The following is a 391-nucleotide window of genomic DNA, read 5'->3' as shown; positions in this document are numbered from 1 at the left end:
TTTTTCTTCATTAAGTTCCAGTTCAATCAATATGTGGTCACTTTTACCTATTGGTGTTTTATATTCAATCTTGTCCACTATTCTAGGTTCAGATGTAATTATTAAGTCTAGCCTCGATGGTTCTTCTTCATTTCTATACCTAGTGTTCTCTTGGATCCATTGTGTCATTGTGTGGTCAATAATCATCTCAAGTAGTACATTTCCCCATAGGTCGTCTCCACCCTTCACTGTCATCTCTTTCCAGCAGATTTCTTTACAATTAAAGTCACCCATTATAACTATTCTTCCATTATCTTATTTAGTGTTATCCTTGTGTCTTCTAACATATTCTTGTGTTCCCTCTCTTCCCACGAAGCCGTTTTAGGGGGCACATTATCTACCACAAACTTCC

Annotated in this window: 1 protein-coding gene; it reads right to left on the bottom strand. The window is 36.8% G+C overall.

Annotated elements, in window-relative coordinates; all coding sequences use genetic code 11:
* A partial coding sequence (locus tag LR961_RS19170) for a hypothetical protein (protein ID WP_232151572.1) occupies window positions 1–273 on the bottom strand: 273 nt, incomplete at its 3' end.
* Window positions 274–391 lie beyond the last annotated feature (118 nt).

The organism is Stenotrophomonas sp. SY1 (assembly GCF_021202945.1).
GTDB lineage: Bacteria > Pseudomonadota > Gammaproteobacteria > Xanthomonadales > Xanthomonadaceae > Stenotrophomonas.
Note: the sequence above shows the minus strand (reverse complement) of the source record. Positions and strands in the feature narration are given on the sequence as shown.